This window comes from Blautia faecis (assembly GCF_020554845.1).
GTDB lineage: Bacteria > Bacillota > Clostridia > Lachnospirales > Lachnospiraceae > Blautia_A > Blautia_A faecis.
On the sequence record NZ_JAJCIA010000047.1, the window covers coordinates 1 to 17,803 of the forward strand.

Genomic DNA, 17,803 nt, shown 5'->3' on the forward strand with positions numbered 1-17,803 from the left:
TACACATTGTCCAAATGCGTCCGCATTGAAGAACTTTTAATCAACTAAATAGCAACTTGCATAATTACACTTGACTTCCTAATATTTTGGTAGTAAAATTACTTCAGTTCGTTAAACAACTAAATTAAAAAAGGATTAAATTCCTTGAAGGGAAGAAGTAGAAACAGAAGCACCTTGTCTACAGAGAGCTGTGTCGGTGGAAAGCAGCGTCAGGTCTGTTTTGAAGATCATCCCCGAGAAGGGAAGCCGAACGCTTCATAAGTATCCGTTTTTTCAAACAGGAACCAGATACGAAGTGAAGAACTGCATCAAGTAGGTTTCCACGGTTGTTCCCCGTTATCGGAATCGCGTATGTCGGTACGTTGTCTTTTCGTACTTGTTTCAAAGGGGAAACAGGGTGGTTGCGGTCTAATATGGTCCGTCCCTAGTTCAGGGGCGGATTTTTTTTGTGTAACAGGAAATTCCGTTGGAACTTCCTGTTACACAAAAGCTCTGCCGGGCAGGATCGTACTGCGGCTGCATAACAGATAGTTCCATTTTACGAAAGACGAAAACCTGACAAGTAAATTAAGAGGAGGAGAGATCATGAAAGTCTTCAAAAAAATCATGAATGCAGTAGCAGCAGTAGAAAATTGTATTCTGGTAGTGTCTACCCTGCTGATACTGGTTCTGACCGTGGGAAATGTTTTTTCCCGAAAAGTGATCCATCGTTCCTGGTCCTTTACCGAGGAACTTGTGGTCGCAGTCTTTGTACTGATTACCTTAATGGCTGCAGCACTTGCATGCCGCGAAGGAGAACTGGTTAACCTGTCACTGGTTACAGACCGTCTCCCTGAGAAACTGAAAAAACCATCTGTTATCCTTACCACTGTTCTGTGCATTATTTTTACCGCAATCTTATTCTGGTTCGGTATGGAAAAAGTAATCACACAGCTGGAAAACGGAAAACGTACCTTCGTTCTGAACTGGCCGGAGTGGATATTCTGGTCCTTCGTGCCAATCGGATCCGGATGTATGATCTTACATTTTATTGAATACTGTCTTGACTATTGCACAGGCAATCTGAAAAAGGAGGATAAATAAATGATAAGTGCAGTTCTTTTTATTTCATTTTTTGTTTTCCTGATCATGGGAGTTCCCATTGCAATCTGTCTGGGACTGTCCTCCGTCTGTGCAATCCTGTACTCCGGAACCTCCCTTACCATCGTTGCAACCAATATGTATGCCGGAATCAGTAAATTTCTCCTTCTGGCTATCCCATTTTTCGTACTTTCCGGAAATATTATGGCAAAAGCCGGAATTTCCAAAAGACTTGTCAGATTCGTAGATACCTGCGTGGGACATAAAAGAGGCGGCATCGCCATTGTATGCGTTATTGTAGCATGCTTCTTCGGCGCAATTTCCGGATCCGGACCTGCAACGGTAGCAGCACTTGGAGCAGTTCTGATCCCTGCAATGGTAGAGCGGGGAGGCTTCAGCGCACCGTTTTCCACAGCCCTGATGGCAACATCAAGCTCCATCGCCATTGTCATCCCGCCAAGTATTGCATTTGTTGTATATGCTTCTATCACAGGCGTATCTATTGCAGATATGTTCATGGCAGGAATCGTACCTGGAATTCTGATGGGCGTTGCCCTTGTGATCGTGGTTATGGTGGAAGCCAGAAAAAAAGGCATTCAGCCAGCCCAGAAGAAAGCGACTGCAAAAGAGCGCTGGGATGCATTTAAGGATGCTTTCTGGGGATTCTTAATGCCGGTTATTATTCTGGGTGGTATTTATGGCGGTATTTTTACTCCTACTGAGGCAGCGGCTGTATCTGTTGTATACGGTCTGTTTGTAGGTATGGTGATTTATCGTGAGGTTAAATTAAAAGACCTGTTTGACATTTGCGTGGATTCTGCGAAAACAACTGGTGGAATCATGCTGATCGTAGCAAGTGCTTCCCTGTTTTCCTATGTATGTACCAAATTCGGTATCGCAGACGCAGCTTCAGCGCTTCTTGGAAGCATTGCACATAACCAGTTTACCTTCCTTCTGATCGTAAACATTATTTTCCTGATTGCAGGCTGCTTCATCGATGCAAACTCTGCTATGTACATTTTTATTCCGGTTATGCTTCCGGTATGCAAAGCACTTGGCTATGATGTGGTTGCATTTGGTGTGATGGCAACTGTAAACCTTGCAATTGGACAGGTAACTCCGCCGGTTGGTGTCAACCTGTTTGTGGCAATCGGAATCAAGATCAAAAAAGGCATGGAAGTTACCCTTCAGGAAATTTCAAAAGCAGTTATGCCCATGCTGGCAGCCTGTGTGGCCGTGCTTCTTGTGGTTACCTATATTCCGGTAACTTCAACGGCTCTTCCGAGAGCACTTGCTAAAAATGGTGCATATTCCGGAGATTCTTCCTCTGGTGACAGTGGCTCATCCGCAGCTTCTGCAGCCGGAGACGGGGATTATTCCTTCAATGAGATCGCAGATTACAGTGATCTTGGCTGGGAGGAAACCACCTGGAATTTTGCATGCTCTACAACTGAGACTTCTACCTGGGCGGACGGCGGCCGCAAGTTTGGCGAGCTGATGGAAAAGGCCACAGGAGGAAAAGTAAAAGTAAACATATATGCAGCAGACCAGCTGACAAACGGAAACCAGTCCGAGGGAATCCAGGCACTGATGAACGGAGACCCGGTACAGATTTCCATGCATTCCAACCTGATCTATTCTGCATTTGACCCAAGATTTAACGTAGTTTCCCTGCCGTTTATTTATGACTCTGTAGAAGATGCAGATGCTAAGTTTGACGGTGAGGCTGGTGAGAAATTAAAAGAAATTCTTGGTGAGTACGGACTCCATTGCATGGGTATTGCAGAGAACGGTTTCCGTGAACTGACCAACAGTGTCCGCGAAGTAAAATCTGTGGATGATATGAAAAACCTGAAAATCCGTGTTGCCGGTTCCAACCTTCTTATGGAATGCTATAAGAGATGGGGCGCAGATGCAACCAACCTGAACTGGTCTGAGACTTACACAGCCCTTCAGCAGAACACAGTTGAGGGTCAGGAGAACCCGCTTCCTGCAATTGACGCAGCCAGTGTACAGGAGGTTCAGCCATACTGCTCCATGTGGGATGCCATCTATGACTGCCTGTTCTTCTGTATCAACCAGGAGATTTATGATGGTCTTACACCGGAACAGCAGGCTGTTGTAGACGAGGCAGGACAGAAAGCCGTAGAGTACGAACGTTACATCAACCGCTCCGGTGATGAAGAGATCATGAACCGCTGGAAAGACAAAAACGGCGTTACCTTCACTGCAAAAGAGGATATGGACATTGAGTCCTTTAAGGAAGCTGTTGACGGTGTAGATGAGTGGTTCATTGAGGAATTGAAATCCCAGGGATACGAGGATGCAGAAGAGCTGGTAGAGGCATTTACCGGAATTGGCGATTACAGTGACCTTGGCTGGGAGGAGACTACCTGGAATTTTGCATGCTCCACAACTGAGACTTCTACCTGGGCTGATGGCGGCCGCAAGTTCGGCGAGCTGATGGAAAAAGCTACAGGAGGAAAAGTAAAAGTAAACATATATGCAGCAGACCAGCTGACAAACGGAAACCAGTCCGAGGGAATCCAGGCACTGATGAACGGAGACCCGGTACAGATTTCCATGCATTCCAACCTGATTTATTCTGCATTTGATCCGAGATTTAACGTAGTCTCCCTGCCGTTTATTTATGATTCTGTGGAAGACGCAGATGCCAAGTTTGACGGTGAGGCAGGAGAGAAGATGAAAGAAATCCTCAGTGAGTATGGACTGCATTGCATGGGTATTGCGGAGAACGGCTTCCGTGAACTGACCAACAGTGTGCGTGAAGTAAAATCGGTGGACGATATGAAGAACCTGAAAGTCCGTGTTGCAGGCTCCAATCTTCTTATGGAATGCTATAAGAGATGGGGGGCAGATGCAACCAACCTGAACTGGTCCGAGACTTACACAGCCCTTCAGCAGAACACCGTAGAGGGAGAGGAGAATCCGCTTCCTGCAATCGACGCAGCCAGTGTACAGGAGGTTCAGCCATACTGCTCCATGTGGGATGCCATCTATGACTGTCTGTTCTTCTGTATCAATCAGGATATCTATGATGGCCTTACACCAGAGCAGCAGGCTGTTGTAGACAAGGCTGGAAGAATGGCTGTTGAGTATGAGCGTTACATCAACCGCTCCGGTGCCAATGAGATCATGAACCGCTGGGAAGAGAAAAATGGCGTTACCTTTACCGCAAAAGAGGATATGGATATTGATTCCTTTAAAGAGGCGGTAGAAGGCGTAGACCAGTGGTTTGTAGAAGAACTGAAAAACCAGGGATATGACGATGGTCAGGAACTGGTGGATGCATTTAAGTAAGACAGCATAAGCATGTATCAATTTGATACATGTGTCTCATAAATTGAACAGTGCCCTATAGAAAACACCTCCCGGAATGTGAGTAACCAACATATTCCGGGAGGTGTTTTTGGCCTGTCTTACAGTAATCCAGTGATCCTGAGAGAGCACCACACCAGCAGCAGGGCCATGATTCCATTCATCAGCTTATAATGACTGCTGTAAAATCTTTTCAGTACATTTCCCGCAAATGCCCAGATTAGATTTCCCAGGGCTCCAAGAAACATCAGATATACAGCGAAGCAAAACAGTATAGGAACCCTTGCCTCATAGGGCAGAATATAAGCGGAAAACATGGTCAGCCCATAGATGATGATCTTTACATTTATCAGCTGCAGGAAAAATCCCATCAGCCAGGTTGGCTTTTTGTCCTGGACATTGTCAGAGGGCGGAATCCTGCGCCAGGTCTGCCAGGCAAGATAGAGTACATAAGCTGCGCCTAGATATTTCATAACCGGCTGGATCCCTGGAATGATTTTCCCAAGAGTACTGCAGAACAGTCCGGAAAGACACATCAAAGTGAGAGATCCGCTCCAGATTCCGGTCATAAAGCGGATATTACCGGAAATGCCGTATTTGCTGGCTGTGGACAGCAAAAGAATATTATTGGGACCAGGCGACCAGACGGTAAGGATGGCAGACAGGGTCATTTCTATGAAGACAGATAAAGGCATGGGACTTCCTCCTTGGGTAAGTTTAAACATCTGAGCTACGAAAAGAAAGGCGCAACATACAAAACGCTATGTGTTCGTAAAACCTACACAAAATATGATTTTTAATAATAACACAAAAATATCGGATTGTATATAAGAGGATAACGATCGCAATCGAAATTCGGTTAAATGTTTGTTAAATTCGTGCAAAATGGGAATGATTATGTTATAATGCAGAAAATAATATGAATATAAAAAAATAGAATTTGCTTTTAACAGAAAAAATGCTTTAAGTTTGAAAATAATAATACGTGAGGAGGACGTGTTTATGCTGAAAACCTGGATCCCGGAGGAGATTCCGGAAAAAGAGGAGTTGAAGAAACGGATTAAAGAAGCTGGCGAGAAGCTGTATCAGCAGCAGATGAAGCTGAAAGAACACAAGCTGCCGGTGCTGGTACTTTTTGAAGGCTGGGGGGCATCTGGCAAAGGTACCACAATCGGCAGAGTGATCAAATACATTGATCCCCGCTTCTTTAAAGTAGCAACCATGTCAAAGCCTACAGAGGATGAACTGCGCAGACCATTTCTGTACCGGTATTTCAATCAGATTCCGGAAGCCGGCAAATTTACCTTTCTGGATTCTGGCTGGATGGAGCAGACCTGCAAAGACTGTCTGAATGGTCTGGAAGAAGAGGATTATGCAAAGCGGATCGACAGCATCAAACATTTCGAGCGACAGCTCACAGACAACGGTTATCTGGTTCTGAAATTTTTCATGCAGATTGACAAAAAAGAGCAGACCAGACGTATTGAGAAGCTTAACAAAGAGCAGGATACAAAATGGCGTGTGGATGCCTTTGACAAGTGGCAGAACGAACATTACAAACATTGCCAGAAGGTTTTCGACCGCTATCTGACAGATACGAATACTTCTATTGCACCATGGTATATTATTGATGCAAAAGACCGCAACTTCGTAGAACTTCAGGTTCTTGAAATAATGGTAAATAACATTGAGGTAGCCTTGCAGAACAGCACACACAGCGCACCGCTTCTCCCAAACATTTTTCCGCTTGAGAAAATGCCGAAGCTTTCGGAAATCGAACTGACAGACAAGGTGATCGAGGATGAAGAATACAAGAAAGAGCTGAAGCATCTCCAGAAGAAGCTGGGCGAACTGCATAACCGTCTGTACCGCAAGCGTGTGCCGGTGATCATTACTTATGAAGGCTGGGACGCAGCCGGAAAAGGAGGCAATATTAAGCGGATCACAGAAGCCCTTGATCCCCGTGGCTTTGAGGTCCATCCAATCGCCAGCCCGGAACCTCACGAAAAGGCGCGTCATTACCTCTGGCGCTTCTGGACCAGATTGCCCAAAGACGGTCACATTGCCATCTTCGACCGCACCTGGTACGGCCGCGTAATGGTAGAGCGTCTGGAAGGCTTCTGCAGCGAGAACGACTGGAAACGTGCTTACAACGAGATTAATGAATTCGAGAAGGAGCTGTCCGACTGGGGTGCCGTGATCATCAAATTCTGGGTCCAGATCGACAAAGACACCCAGCTGGCCCGCTTCACCGACCGCCAGAACAACCCTGAAAAACAGTGGAAGATCACCGACGAAGACTGGCGCAACCGCGAAAAATGGGATGCTTATGAAGGGGCCGTAGATGAAATGCTTGCCAAGACAAGCACTGCCTATGCACCGTGGCATATCCTGGAATCTGTAGATAAGAAGTATGCGAGAATTAAAGCTCTTAAAATTGTAATAAAAGAATTGGAAAAGGCATTAGAGCGTACTTGAAAAATCATTCCCGCAATCTGCACGCCCCACTTTGCGGTATATTTTGCCCGAATTCGGTTGCCGTAGCCCGCTATGGCGCCCTCATCCGGACAAAATCTCCCACAAATTGTGACGCACATCTTGCAGAAGGCCTTTTTCAAACGTATTCTGGAATAGAAGCATAATAAGCAAAATCGCTGGCCAACAACCAGCGATTTTGCAATATATTCATGCAGCAGACCATGTAAGGAGCGGATTTCATGATGCCGGGATTTATGATTTCCGTCACGCTCTCAGATAATTCCGCATGGTTTTAAGCGCATTCTTTTCCAACCGGCTGACCTGTGCCTGAGAAATCCCGATTTCCTGAGCTACCTCCATCTGGGTTTTGCCCTCGTAAAAACGCAGATCAATAATATGCCGTTCCCGCTTATTCAGCCGGTTTATAGCTTCCCGGAGGGACAGATTTTCCACCCAGGTCTCCTCCTTGTTTTTCTTATCGCTGATTTGGTCCATCACATAAAGCGTATCCCCGCCTTCCGTATAAACCGGTTCAAAAAGTGACACCGGATTCTGTATCGCATCCATAGCATATACGATCATCTCTTTATTTATCCCTATTTCGCTGGCAATTTCCGCAATGGTAGGCTCCCTCAGATTTGTTTTCATATAGGTTTCTTTTGCATAAATTGCTCGATAAGCAATATCCCGCAGAGACCGGCTCACCCGGATACTGTTATTGTCACGAAGATACCTTCGTATCTCTCCAATGATCATAGGCACTGCATAAGTGGAAAATTTTACATTCAATGTAGTGTCAAAATTATCAATTGCTTTTATAAGCCCAATGCAGCCAATCTGAAAAAGATCGTCCATATTTTCGCTGCTGTTGGAAAAACGCTTGATCACGCTGAGAACCAGCCGCAGATTTCCTTTAATGTAAAGTTCCCTGGCTTCTTCATCACCCTCCTTGATCCTGCGAAAAAGCTCTTCTTTTTCTTCTGCCTTCAGTACCGGAAGCTTCGATGTATTGACTCCGCAAATTTCAACTTTGTTAAGTGCCATTATTTGAATCCTCCTTTTGTGCATCGCGAAGCGTGCTGCTGAGAACGAAGTGAACAGTAACAATGATTCTCACGTGGGAGGATAAATATTCTTTTTTCGGGAAAATATAAAAATTATTGCCCCTTGACAATTGGGAAAATAGAATTAAGCCTTTTTACAGCAATACTTTTCATCAATTTCTACCAGGATAATGTCATCTCCGATCTGCCGGATACAATTCCATGGAATTATATATTCACTTCCGGCTCCCCAGAAACAAAAGCAGAAACTGCCAGGTCCGGGAACCACAAGGGCGGTAATACATCCGGTTTCACAGTTAAATTCCACATCCACCGGACAGCCAAGTGTACGGCAGGTACAGATATTGATCACTTCTTTTTGCTTTAATTCGCAAATACGCATGAAAAGCACCTGTTTTTTATGATATTATGCAAAAAGTCTGAAAATATGTATGGAGTTTATTGACATACTTTCTATGATTAAAGTATAATAAGAAATAGGTAATTCAGTCCGTTTTATGTTACTGAGCAAACAGAAAAGAGGAAAGTCTGCTGCCCGGATTGTATGGCAGAAGGGGAGACATGAGGAAGGGGAAATAAATACATGAGATGTCCATACTGTAATCAGGATAATACAAGAGTAGTAGATTCAAGACCAGTGGAAGAGACCAATTCCATAAGACGCAGAAGACTGTGCGATTCCTGTGGAAGAAGATTTACCACTTATGAGAATGTGGAGACAATCCCGTTAACCGTAATCAAGAAGAATCTGAACCGTGAGCAGTACGACCGCAATAAACTGATCAACGGTGTCCGCCGCGCCTGCTACAAACGTCCCATTGCCAGCGATAAGCTGGAAGCCATGATCGATGCCATAGAAGGCGACATCTTTAATGCCGAAGATAAAGAAATCTCCAGCACGAAAATCGGAGAAATCGTGATGAGCCATTTAAAAGATCTGGATTCGGTGGCGTATGTGCGATTCGCTTCTGTGTATCGGGAGTTTAAAGATGTCAGTACCTTTATGGATGAATTGAAGAAATTTTTAAATTAGAAAAATCCTCGCCAGAGAGCGGGGAAACCGGCTTCTGCTCCGGAATCGAAAATTATTCCAGGCATCTTTCCGGTCTTGAACCAGGACAGCCGCCCTATACACTTCTGGACTACTTTGGTGATGATTTCCTTCTTATTATTGATGAGTCTCACAAAACAGTTCCACAGGTAGGTGCCATGTCAGAAATCTCCATAAAAAATGTAGAATTGCTGTTTTTTTACAGCTTTTCACTTTTTCTGCTGTAAACATTATCATTATGATTGCAACTCTACCCAAAACTTATTATAATAAGAATCATGAAAAGCAACACAGCAAGGAGAAACTTATGAAAAAGATCAAAAAACTGACATCCCTATTATTTTGCTGTCTGTTTTTATATCTGCTGGCATTTCCAGGACAGGTACAGGCAGCCTCTCTCACCCCTACTGCGCAAGATAACCTTAGTGTTAAATTAAGGCGTTCTTCTGACCTTATTTCTATTTCCAACGGCTATATGCGAGTATTCCGCAAAACAAACAGCGTCGGTATTGAATACTATGACAACAGCCTGCAGATTACAGACAAAAGAGAAATTCCCATGGAGCTTCCTTTATGGGGTGGTTTTTATGCAGGATCTGATGGATATTACCTGGTAGAGGGACAAAATAACACCGCCGAAGATAATTCCGCCGAGGTTATCCGTGTCATCCGATATGATACAAACTGGAATCGCAGCGGTGCGGCTTCCATTACAAGCAATCCGGATTTATTTGGAGGAGAGGTTCGCTATCCATTCGATTACGGATGTGTGGAAATGACAGAAACCAACGGAACTCTCTATATTGTAACCGGTCATGAAGGCTATGTAGATGAATCTGTTGGACAGGGACATCAGGGATTCCTTATGATTGCCGTTGACCAGGCTTCCATGACCGGAAAGATCGTAAGCTGTGATCTGTGGCACTCCTTTGCCCAGTATATCAAATCGCAGTCCTCTTATCTGTATGTTCTGGAGCAAAGCGAGGGTTCCCGCTGTACCAAACTTTCCAGATACGACAGTACCACCCTTGATAAAAAAACTATCGAGCTTCTTCCTTATGGTGGTTCCCGTACTTCCGTATGGGCACTGAACTGCTACGCAAGCGTAGATGGTATGGCTGTTTCTGCTGACAGTGTATTGTGTATCGGAACGACCATCGACCAGTCCCAGTATGACAATGTGACAAGTGACACTCCTCATAATATTTACCTTACAATTACTCCTGTTTCCGATTTTTCAAAAGAAGCAACCTCTGTAAAATACCTTACCAACTACACTGGCAATGGAAAGAGTTTTATGGGGGTAAAGATCACTCCAATCACAGAAAACCGTTTCATGATTTCCTGGGAAGAATATGAAAATACAGACGATTCTTCGTCAGAAAATTACGCATCTGCTGATGATTCTCTTTCTTCCAGTACTCTTCATTACCTCTTTGTTGATGGTAAGGGAAATGTACTTAGCAGGGAATACACCACTGCTGCGCCCGTATCCGACTGCCAGCCTGTCGTTAAAGATTCCAAGGTTGTTTACTACGCCTCCAATGCCAATACTGTTAATTTTTACTCTATTGATGCAAATGACGGCACAGCCTCCAAAAAGATTTACCGTACTGCAGGTGAAAATGCTACCTGGGATTTTGCAAATGGTGTTCTCACCATTTCCGGTCAGGGTGCACTTAATATCTCCACGGATGAAAACGATCGTTTCCCCGTTTCTTCCACTCAGGGAGGCTACAGTTTCTGGAGCGGCACGGCATGGAAGTCCATGAAAAATCAGGTAAAAAAAATAGTTATAAAATCCGGGATTACCAGTATTTCAGAAAATGCATTTAATTATCTGCCCAATCTGAAGGAAGTCGTAATTGAAAACGGTGTCCACACTATTGGAAAGGAAGCTTTTGCTTTCTGCTCTAATCTTGAAACAGTCACTCTGCCAGACAGCGTAATCAACATCGGGGATGACATTGTATGGGAAGGCTCCTACTGGTATTCCGGCGGTCATGTATACTACGCCACCATTTATGCCTCCTCTAACTCAGCTGCCATTACATATACACGTAAGAACAACATTGGTTATGCCTGCGACCTTTCTCAGGCATCTGTAACCGGAGTTAAAGCGACTTATGCTTATACTGGAAAAGCTCTAAAACCAGTTCCAACTATTACTCTTGGAAAGCAAAAACTTATAGAAGGACAGGATTATAAAGTTACCTACAGCAATAACAAAAAAGTCGGAACTGCCACTGTAACCATTACAGGCCAGAACAACTATTTTGGAACTATTACCTTAGATTTCCAGATTACCTCAAGTTCAAATAACAAAGATGATAAACCTCAGACTACAGTAGTGAAATCCTTCAGTGATTCTTACAATGTCTACACAGTTAATAAAAATGGTACCTCTGTTACTTTAAAGCGGTCAAAGTCCAAAGCCATCACGACTGCAGCAATTCCTTCCTCTGTGAAGGCAAACGGTCGGACCTATAAAGTCACAGCCATTGCTTCCGGAGCTTTCAAAAACTGCCGAAAGCTAAGACAAGTAACCATTGCCAGGAATATTTCTTCCATCGGCACCAGTGCTTTCCAGGGCTGCAGTGCTTTACGGACTGTAAAGATTGGCTACAAAGTTTCTTCCATTGGCAAAAAAGCATTCTACGACTGCAAGGCCCTTACTTCTGTCAGCATTCAGTCCAAGAAGCTTACCTCCGGTACCGTAGGAAAAAGTGCTTTCACCAAAGCCGGCAGAAACAACTACAAGAAGCTGAAAGTAAAAGTACCAGCAAGCAAGCTTTCCGCCTATAAAAAGCTCTTCAAGAGTAAGGGACTTTCTGCAAAAGCAAAAATCAGTAAATAAGCCATTTTTCTTTATGAAGCAGCTGCCATATAACAAATGAAGCCGGTGTTTAAAAACACCGGCTCAGACTGTAGACAAACTTGGTGTTGGGGATTATGGCCAGCACCATTTTTCTTTTAAAACTTCTTTTCTTTTTATTTTCTTCAAAATCAACAAAAATCTGGCTGTGTTCCAACCTCGTTTTTCCAGGATCTTTGAAAAGATCTGCTCAAAAAGGTCTGTATCTTTGAAACGGCGGGTATAATTCTTTCCAAATGTAGAGAAATGAGGTACTGGATCTAACATGTCTAGTCCGAGAAACCAGCGGTATGCAACGTTTACCTCGATCTCTTTCATGGTCTGACGCATGCTTTTTATCCCATAGAGATACTGAATGAATGGTATCTTTATCAGCATGACGGTATCCATACTGGGACGACCGTTATCCGGACAGTATTTTTCGTCATCATAAAAAACACCGCCCTTCTGATATTCATTATAGCAGAAAAGCGGTTCCAACAATAGCAAAACCCTGCAAAAGCAGGGCTTTGTCTACAGTCTGAAATCCTCGCCAGAGAGCGGGGATTTTTTTCTGTATAAACAAGTATTAAATGGAATAAAAAAGACAGGCCGCAGCGGACCTGTCTTTTTGAAACTTCAGATGACAGAGAATCAGCAGATGCCCTGAGCTTTCATAGCATCTACAACTTTCTCAAATCCGGCGATGTTAGCACCGGCAACATAGTTGTCTTTCATACCATAACGCTTAGCAGCGTCATCAGCTTTGTGGAAGATGTCTACCATGATTCCATGAAGCTTCGCATCAACTTCCTCTGCTGTCCAGGAAAGTCTCATGGAGTTCTGGCTCATCTCAAGAGCAGAAGTAGCAACACCACCAGCGTTAGCTGCTTTACCAGGCATGAACAGAACACCGTTCTCCTGGAGATAAGTGGTAGCATCAAGAGTAGTAGGCATGTTCGCACCCTCAACTACATATTTGCAGCCGTTTGCAACAAGTGTCTTAGCACCATCAAGAGCAAGCTCGTTCTGGGTAGCACATGGAAGGTATACATCACATTTGATGTTCCAGATTCCGGTACCTTCTGTGTAAGAAGCACCCTCAACACGGTCTGCGTACTCTTTGATACGTCCACGTTTTACTTCTTTGATATCTTTCACAATGTCAAGCTTGATTCCTTCCGGATCATAAATATATCCGTTGGAGTCACACATAGCAACAACCTTGCCGCCAAGCTGCTGAGCTTTCTCTACAGCATAGATTGCAACGTTTCCGGATCCTGTTACGATGAATGTCTTTCCATCAATAGAATCGTTATGTGCTTTCATGATCTCATCAAGCATATAAACAACACCATATCCGGTAGCCTGTGTACGGATCAGAGATCCGCCGTAGGTAAGTCCTTTACCTGTGAGAACACCCTCGTATAATCCGCGGATTCTCTTGTACTGTCCGAATAAATAACCGATCTCACGTCCGCCTACACCGATATCACCAGCCGGAACATCAGTGTCAGCACCGATATATTTGGAAAGCTCTGTCATGAAGCTCTGGCAGAATGCCATAACCTCTCTGTCAGATTTGCCTTTCGGGTCAAAGTTGGAACCACCTTTACCACCACCGATTGGAAGTCCGGTAAGGGAGTTCTTAAATGTCTGCTCAAATCCAAGGAATTTTAAGATACCCTGGTTTACTGACGGATGGAAACGAAGACCACCCTTATAAGGTCCGATAGCGCTGTTAAACTGTACACGATATCCCTTGTTTACCTGAACAACGCCCTTGTCATCTACCCATGGAACGCGGAAGGAAATGATTCTTTCCGGCTCTACAAGACGCTCCAGAAGGGACATGCTGCGGTATTCTTCTTCATTTTTGTCAATTACGACCTTCAGGGAATCCAGAACTTCCTTTACTGCCTGGTGAAATTCAGGCTCACCTGGATTCTGTGCTACGACTCTTTCGTATACTTCTTCTGTGTAAGACATTGTAATTCCTCCTCATCCAGATAGGTGTAAAATTTTTTAACGACGCTATTATACACTAAAGTGCTAAAAATGAAAAGAGTTTTTTTCATATTTCCAAAAATTTCATTAAGGCTTGCGAAAATGAGCCAAATATGAGATGATAGATAGCAAGAAATACATTATGCCGGAGCAGGAAAAAGACAGATATGCCGGACATAAGTAGTAAGATGAGGAGTGAAATAAATGAAAACATTCGAGAAGTCCAGTAAACTGGATAACGTACTTTATGATGTGCGAGGACCGGTAGTGGATGAAGCGGCCAGAATGGAAGAGGATGGAATGGAGATTCTGAAGCTGAATATCGGCAATCCATATCCATTTGGATTTTCTGCACCGCAGGAAGTAATTCTGGACATGCTGAGCAATATTCGTACCTCTCAGGGATATTCCGATTCCAAAGGAATCTTTTCCGCAAGAAAGGCCATTATGCAGTATGCCCAGCTTCGAGGAATTCCCGGGGTTACCATGAGTGATATTTATACAGGTAATGGTGTCAGTGAGCTGATCAATCTCTGTATGCAGGCACTTCTGGATAACGGGGATGAGATTCTGATCCCTGCACCGGATTATCCTTTGTGGACAGCTACTGCGACTCTGGCAGGTGGAAATGTAGTTCATTATATTTGTGATGAGCAGTCTGAATGGTATCCGGACATTGATGATATTAAGAGCAAGATCACAGACAAGACCAAAGCGATTGTTATCATTAATCCGAATAACCCTACAGGAGCAGTTTATCCCAAGGAGATCCTGGAGCAGATCGTGCAGATCGCAAGAGAGCACGAGCTGATCATTTTTTCAGATGAGATATACGACCGTCTGATCATGGATGGCTATAAGCATACTTCTATTGCATCCCTTGCACCAGACGTATTCTGCGTTACTTTTTCCGGACTTTCCAAGTCTCATATGATCGCTGGTTTCCGTATTGGATGGATGATCTTAAGTGGTGCCAAGAATAAGGCGAAGGGGTATATTGAAGGTATTAACATGCTTTCCTCCATGCGTCTTTGCTCCAATGTTCCGGCCCAGTCCATTGTACAGACTGCACTTGGTGGATACCAGAGTGTAAATGAGTACATTCAGCCAGGCGGAAGAGTTTATGAGCAGAGAGATTTTATCTACAAGGCACTCAATGACATTCCGGGAATCACAGCCGTAAAGCCCAAGGCTGCGTTCTATATTTTTCCGAAGATCGATACAGAAAAATTCAATATTCACAATGACGAGCAGTTTGCTCTTGATTTCTTACATAAGAAACAGGTGCTTCTGGTGCCGGGAAAGGGCTTTAACTGGAATTGTCCTGACCACTTCCGCGTAGTATATCTGCCGAATGTGCGTCAGCTGGAGAAGGCTATGGACAAGCTGAAGGATTTCTTGTCCACCTATAAACAGCGATAAGAAGATAATAAAACAATGGCAGTCACAGATTATCCATTTACAATGCCGGAGCAGAAGCATCCGCTTCTGACTCTGACAGCATTAATAATTGAGGGAGGAACGGATTATCGGACGGATTAAAAAGAAAGGAGTTTATTTGAATGACAGGATTTAAGATGAAAGTAACACCGGAAATAGAGAACCTGACGGAGGTTTGCAAGGAGCATTCCAGCCTGGATCTGTCTCTTTATCAGAAATACGATGTAAAGCGAGGGCTTCGCGATATCAATGGTAAGGGCGTCCTGGCGGGTCTGACGCAGATTTCCAATGTATGCGCCACGAAGGTGGTTGACGGCAAGGAAGTGCCCTGTGCGGGCAGTCTTTCCTACAGGGGATATGACATCAAGGAGTTGACCAGGGGATTTATTGAAGATGACAGATACGGCTTCGAAGAAACTACCTATCTTTTACTGTTCGGCAAGCTTCCGAATGAGGAGGAACTGGAGGATTTCACCAAGCTTCTGGCGAACCAGCGCTCCCTTCCTACGAATTTCGTAAGGGACGTTATCATGAAAGCACCGTCCAAGGACATTATGAATGCCCTGTCCAGAAGTGTGCTTACACTTTATTGCTATGACAAGGAGCCGGATGATATTTCCCTTCCGAATGTACTGAGACAGTGCCTGAATCTGATCAGTGTATTTCCTCTTTTATCTGTTTATGGATATCAGGCTTACAATCACTATGTATGCGGCAAGAGCCTTTATATTCACAATCCGAAGAAAGAGCTTTCCACAGCGGAGAATATCCTCCGTATGCTTCGCCCGGATAAGAAATATTCCCATCTGGAGGCGAAGATCCTGGATCTTGCCCTGATCCTTCATATGGAGCATGGCGGTGGTAATAACTCTACATTTACTACACACGTTGTTTCCTCATCCGGAACAGACACTTATTCTGCAATCGCAGCAGCTCTCGGTTCTCTGAAAGGTCCGAAGCACGGTGGTGCCAATATTAAGGTTGTAAGTATGTTCCAGGATTTGAAGAAGAATGTGAAGGATATTTCTGACGAAGAGGAAGTAAGAGAGTATCTGAAGAAACTGCTTCGCAAAGAAGCTTTTGATAAGAGAGGTCTTATTTATGGTATGGGACACGCGATCTATTCGGTATCGGATCCCCGTGCCCAGGTACTGAAAGGCTTTGTTGAGACTCTGGCCAGAGAAAAAGGCCGTATGAAAGAATACAATCTCTACGCGATGGTAGAGCAAATGGCTCCGGAGGTTATCGCCGAGGAGCGCCATATTTACAAGGGTGTCAGCGCAAACGTGGATTTTTACAGCGGTTTTGTTTACAGCATGCTGGATTTGCCTCTTGAGCTGTATACACCGATTTTTGCAGTGGCACGTATTGTGGGCTGGAGCGCCCACCGAATGGAAGAACTGATCAATACAGACAAGATCATCCGTCCGGCTTACAAGAACGTTCTGGCTCCGGCTGTATACGTACCGCTTAAGGAGCGTGAATAAGAATGACAGTGAAGCATCAGTCTTCCCTGGTCCTGGAGGGCGGGGGAAGCAGGGGAGTATTTACAGCAGGGGTTCTGGATTATCTTATGGAAAAAGAGGTGAAATTCCCATATGTGGTGGGTGTTTCCGCTGGTTCCTGCAATGCTCTTGATTATGTATCCTGGCAGCCTGGAAGGACCAGAGACTGCATGATCATAGAGGATAAGGCAAACAGCTATATTGCTACTAAGGAAGCTCTTAAGAAGCATGAGCTTTTTGACATGGATATGCTGTTTGACAAATATCCAAATGAATTGTTTCCGTTTGATTTTGATACTTTTTTTCAGTCAGATACGGAGTGTGAGCTGGTAGTGACCAACTGCCAGACTGGTGATGCGGAATATATGACTGAGAAGCATGACAGACGTCGCCTGATGGATATTGGAAGGGCTTCTTCCAGTATTCCCGTTGTAAGTCCCATGGTAGAGATTGACGGTGTTCCTTATCTGGATGGCGGCATTGCAGATTCGATTCCCCTGATCCATGCCATGGAGAAGGGATATCGAAAGAACGTGGTGATCCTTACCCGAAATATGGGTTACCGCAAGAAGAAACCGGGAAAGAGCACTCCGCTTTATGTGGCTGCATTTCGGCATTACCCGGAATTTTTGAACACTTTATATAATCGTTACCGCAGCTACAACCGGACTTTGGAGCTTCTGGAAAAATGGGAGAGGGAAGGACATATTTTTGTCATCCGCCCGGAAATTCCCACTGTGGGGCGTGCGGAGGCGAACAAAGAGAAGCTGATGGCGTTTTATCAGCATGGTTATGATGTGATGAAAGACCATTATGAGGAACTGCAGGCGTACCTAAGCAGGTGACGGGATCCTGACAGAACCTCTTGGAAAACAGGCGCGAGGTCATGTGAATACATGATTTCTGTGCATTGCAAAGCGCGTTGCCGGAGTCTGTTTGAAAAATCATTCCCGCAATCTGTATTACCATAGAAAATAAAAGAATT

Annotated in this window: 12 protein-coding genes and 4 pseudogenes; 10 read left to right on the forward strand and 6 right to left on the reverse strand. The window is 44.4% G+C overall.

Annotation, left to right across the window (positions count from 1 at the left end; all coding sequences use genetic code 11):
- The first annotated feature begins 585 nt into the window (after nt 1-585).
- Both LIZ66_RS16415 and LIZ66_RS16420 read left to right on the forward strand, forming a co-directional pair.
- On the forward strand, nt 586-1,083 hold the full coding sequence (locus LIZ66_RS16415) for a TRAP transporter small permease (RefSeq protein WP_118583920.1): 498 nt from the start codon (nt 586-588) through the stop codon (nt 1,081-1,083).
- Nucleotides 1,084-4,401, forward strand: coding sequence for a TRAP transporter large permease subunit (locus LIZ66_RS16420; protein WP_173770258.1), 3,318 nt, complete (start codon nt 1,084-1,086; stop codon nt 4,399-4,401). It abuts the gene before it with no gap.
- Between the two features lie 119 nt (nt 4,402-4,520).
- On the opposite strand, the gene LIZ66_RS16425 is transcribed toward LIZ66_RS16420, so the two are convergent.
- Entirely contained in the window at nt 4,521-5,114 is a 594-nt protein-coding gene (locus tag LIZ66_RS16425; RefSeq protein ID WP_173717099.1) for a LysE family transporter, read from the reverse strand.
- Nucleotides 5,115-5,421: 307 nt separating this feature from the next.
- Between LIZ66_RS16425 and pap the strand changes: the two genes are divergently transcribed.
- Nucleotides 5,422-6,897: a polyphosphate:AMP phosphotransferase gene (gene pap, locus LIZ66_RS16430; RefSeq protein WP_173736625.1), complete on the forward strand. Its 1,476-nt coding sequence runs from the start codon at nt 5,422-5,424 to the stop codon at nt 6,895-6,897.
- 29 nt (nt 6,898-6,926) lie between these two features.
- Here the strand turns inward: pap and LIZ66_RS19585 are convergent.
- A pseudogene (locus LIZ66_RS19585) lies at nt 6,927-6,977 on the reverse strand (DUF6783 domain-containing protein); the annotation flags it as partial.
- Here LIZ66_RS19585 and LIZ66_RS19590 point away from each other — a divergent pair.
- Nucleotides 6,954-7,061, forward strand: a pseudogene (locus tag LIZ66_RS19590) (DUF6783 domain-containing protein); the annotation flags it as partial. The pseudogenes LIZ66_RS19585 and LIZ66_RS19590 overlap by 24 nt on opposite strands.
- A gap of 100 nt (nt 7,062-7,161) precedes the next feature.
- Here the strand turns inward: LIZ66_RS19590 and sigG are convergent.
- Entirely contained in the window at nt 7,162-7,941 is a 780-nt protein-coding gene (gene sigG / locus LIZ66_RS16435; RefSeq protein ID WP_148461856.1) for an RNA polymerase sporulation sigma factor SigG, read from the reverse strand.
- Nucleotides 7,942-8,085: 144 nt separating this feature from the next.
- Nucleotides 8,086-8,343 carry a PRC-barrel domain-containing protein gene (locus LIZ66_RS16440; RefSeq protein ID WP_118583926.1) on the reverse strand — a complete coding sequence of 86 codons (258 nt, stop codon included), beginning with the start codon at nt 8,341-8,343 and terminating at the stop codon, nt 8,086-8,088.
- A gap of 201 nt (nt 8,344-8,544) precedes the next feature.
- Between LIZ66_RS16440 and nrdR the strand changes: the two genes are divergently transcribed.
- From nrdR to LIZ66_RS16450, 3 genes and pseudogenes are all read left to right on the forward strand, one after another.
- A complete protein-coding gene (gene nrdR, locus LIZ66_RS16445) occupies nt 8,545-8,994 on the forward strand; it encodes a transcriptional regulator NrdR (RefSeq protein ID WP_118583928.1) in 450 nt (149 codons plus the stop codon).
- A 23-nt stretch (nt 8,995-9,017) separates the two neighbouring features.
- A pseudogene (locus tag LIZ66_RS20245) lies at nt 9,018-9,227 on the forward strand (excinuclease ABC subunit B); the annotation flags it as partial.
- Nucleotides 9,228-9,319: 92 nt separating this feature from the next.
- A complete protein-coding gene (locus tag LIZ66_RS16450; RefSeq protein ID WP_195591139.1) occupies nt 9,320-11,869 on the forward strand; it encodes a leucine-rich repeat domain-containing protein in 2,550 nt (849 codons plus the stop codon).
- A gap of 180 nt (nt 11,870-12,049) precedes the next feature.
- Here the strand turns inward: LIZ66_RS16450 and LIZ66_RS16455 are convergent.
- A pseudogene (locus LIZ66_RS16455) lies at nt 12,050-12,310 on the reverse strand (transposase); the annotation flags it as partial.
- 210 nt (nt 12,311-12,520) lie between these two features.
- Nucleotides 12,521-13,855, reverse strand: a complete 1,335-nt coding sequence (gdhA, locus tag LIZ66_RS16460) for an NADP-specific glutamate dehydrogenase (RefSeq protein WP_118583930.1) — start codon at nt 13,853-13,855, stop codon at nt 12,521-12,523.
- Between the two features lie 222 nt (nt 13,856-14,077).
- On the opposite strand from gdhA, the gene LIZ66_RS16465 reads away from it, so the two are divergent.
- The 3 genes from LIZ66_RS16465 (at nt 14,078) to LIZ66_RS16475 (ending at nt 17,663) form a co-directional block, all read left to right on the forward strand.
- Nucleotides 14,078-15,295 (forward strand): aminotransferase class I/II-fold pyridoxal phosphate-dependent enzyme, encoded by a 1,218-nt coding sequence (locus LIZ66_RS16465; RefSeq protein ID WP_227227647.1) that lies wholly within the window; start codon nt 14,078-14,080, stop codon nt 15,293-15,295.
- A gap of 140 nt (nt 15,296-15,435) precedes the next feature.
- The gene (locus LIZ66_RS16470; RefSeq protein WP_148461852.1) at nt 15,436-16,800 is read left to right on the forward strand and encodes a citrate/2-methylcitrate synthase; all 1,365 of its coding nucleotides are present in this window, start codon (nt 15,436-15,438) and stop codon (nt 16,798-16,800) included.
- Nucleotides 16,801-16,802: 2 nt separating this feature from the next.
- Nucleotides 16,803-17,663, forward strand: coding sequence for a patatin-like phospholipase family protein (locus LIZ66_RS16475; RefSeq protein WP_148461851.1), 861 nt, complete (start codon nt 16,803-16,805; stop codon nt 17,661-17,663).
- Nucleotides 17,664-17,803 lie beyond the last annotated feature (140 nt).

What these genes read in the sequence shown, in the direction of transcription:
- LIZ66_RS16415 (WP_118583920.1), top strand. Translation starts at nt 586, where the DNA reads ATGAAAGTCTTCAAAAAAATCATGAATGCAGTAGCAGCAGTAGAAAAT.
- LIZ66_RS16420 (WP_173770258.1), top strand. Translation starts at nt 1,084, where the DNA reads ATGATAAGTGCAGTTCTTTTTATTTCATTTTTTGTTTTCCTGATCATG.
- LIZ66_RS16425 (WP_173717099.1), bottom strand. Translation starts at nt 5,114, where the DNA reads ATGCCTTTATCTGTCTTCATAGAAATGACCCTGTCTGCCATCCTTACC.
- pap (WP_173736625.1), top strand. Translation starts at nt 5,422, where the DNA reads ATGCTGAAAACCTGGATCCCGGAGGAGATTCCGGAAAAAGAGGAGTTG.
- sigG (WP_148461856.1), bottom strand. Translation starts at nt 7,941, where the DNA reads ATGGCACTTAACAAAGTTGAAATTTGCGGAGTCAATACATCGAAGCTT.
- LIZ66_RS16440 (WP_118583926.1), bottom strand. Translation starts at nt 8,343, where the DNA reads ATGCGTATTTGCGAATTAAAGCAAAAAGAAGTGATCAATATCTGTACC.
- nrdR (WP_118583928.1), top strand. Translation starts at nt 8,545, where the DNA reads ATGAGATGTCCATACTGTAATCAGGATAATACAAGAGTAGTAGATTCA.
- LIZ66_RS16450 (WP_195591139.1), top strand. Translation starts at nt 9,320, where the DNA reads ATGAAAAAGATCAAAAAACTGACATCCCTATTATTTTGCTGTCTGTTT.
- gdhA (WP_118583930.1), bottom strand. Translation starts at nt 13,855, where the DNA reads ATGTCTTACACAGAAGAAGTATACGAAAGAGTCGTAGCACAGAATCCA.
- LIZ66_RS16465 (WP_227227647.1), top strand. Translation starts at nt 14,078, where the DNA reads ATGAAAACATTCGAGAAGTCCAGTAAACTGGATAACGTACTTTATGAT.
- LIZ66_RS16470 (WP_148461852.1), top strand. Translation starts at nt 15,436, where the DNA reads ATGACAGGATTTAAGATGAAAGTAACACCGGAAATAGAGAACCTGACG.
- LIZ66_RS16475 (WP_148461851.1), top strand. Translation starts at nt 16,803, where the DNA reads ATGACAGTGAAGCATCAGTCTTCCCTGGTCCTGGAGGGCGGGGGAAGC.